The sequence below is a fragment of the Nocardia sputi genome, assembly GCF_023501985.1.
Map to the genome: position 1 here is coordinate 1 of NZ_JAMFLC010000073.1, position 992 is coordinate 992.

At 65.7% G+C, this 992-nt stretch carries 1 protein-coding gene; it reads right to left on the reverse strand.

The window, feature by feature from the left end; genetic code table 11:
• On the reverse strand, positions 1-887 hold an 887-nt coding region (locus M8859_RS36670; RefSeq protein WP_249645680.1), incomplete at its 3' end, for an IS481 family transposase.
• Positions 888-992: the final 105 nt, after the last annotated feature.

Genomic DNA, 992 nt, shown 5'->3' on the forward strand with positions numbered 1-992 from the left:
GCGGCGCGGCGTTCGGTTTCGGACCGGTAGGGGCGGGCGTAGGCCCATTCCTCGAGCAGGGTGCGGTTGAACCGTTCGACCTTGCCGTTGGTCTGCGGCCGGTAGGGCCGTGTGCGTTTGTGCGTGATACCGGTCGCGGCCAGCTCGGCTTGCCACAGCTGTGAGATGTAACAGGAACCGTTGTCAGTGAGGACTCGTTTGACGGCGATCCCCTTGGAAGCGAAGTATTTTCGCGCACGACGCCAGAACATGACAGCGGTTTCCTTGCGTTCGTCGGGCAGGATTTCGCTGTAAGCCAGTCGCGAGTAGTCATCGACTGCGTTGTGCAGGTAGCTGCAGCCGACATGGCTTTTACCGTTGCTGCGCAGTGTTTTTCCGGGCGTACGGGTGCGGTTGCGGGCGCCGGCGCGGCGGCCGACCACACGGTGCCCGCCGCCGTCGGGGATGTTGCCGAGTTTCTTGATGTCGACGTGCACCAGGTCTCCCGGTGCGCAGTGTTCGTAGCGGCGTACCGGTGCTGCGGTGGCACGGTCGAGCCATCGCAGTCTGGCCATCCGGTAGCGGGCCAGGACGCGGTGCACTGTCGAGGGATGCAGTCCGAGCAGGTAGGCGATGCGGGCCGGTCCCCACCGGCGCAGTAGCCGGACCTTGATAATGCGGCGCTCGGTGCGGGTCGGTGTCCGGTTCGGGTTGCGGTGCGGGCGGCTGGACCGGTCGCTCATCCCAGCGGTGCCGACAGTGCGGTAGCGGTCGGCCCACCGTTTAGCGGTGGTCGCTGACACTTGGAATCGTTCGGCGGCTCGGCGCAGCGGCCAGCCATCGTCGACGACGCACCGCGCCAGACGCAACCGACCCAGTTCTGACAGCGGGGCATTACGGTGGGACACGAAGACCTCCGGCAGGTGAATGCGTTCCTAGACAGCTCGCACTTCACCCGGAGGTCTTCGCCATGTCAGCCCGACACGCCGCTACCAACGTCCGTGGTCAGTACA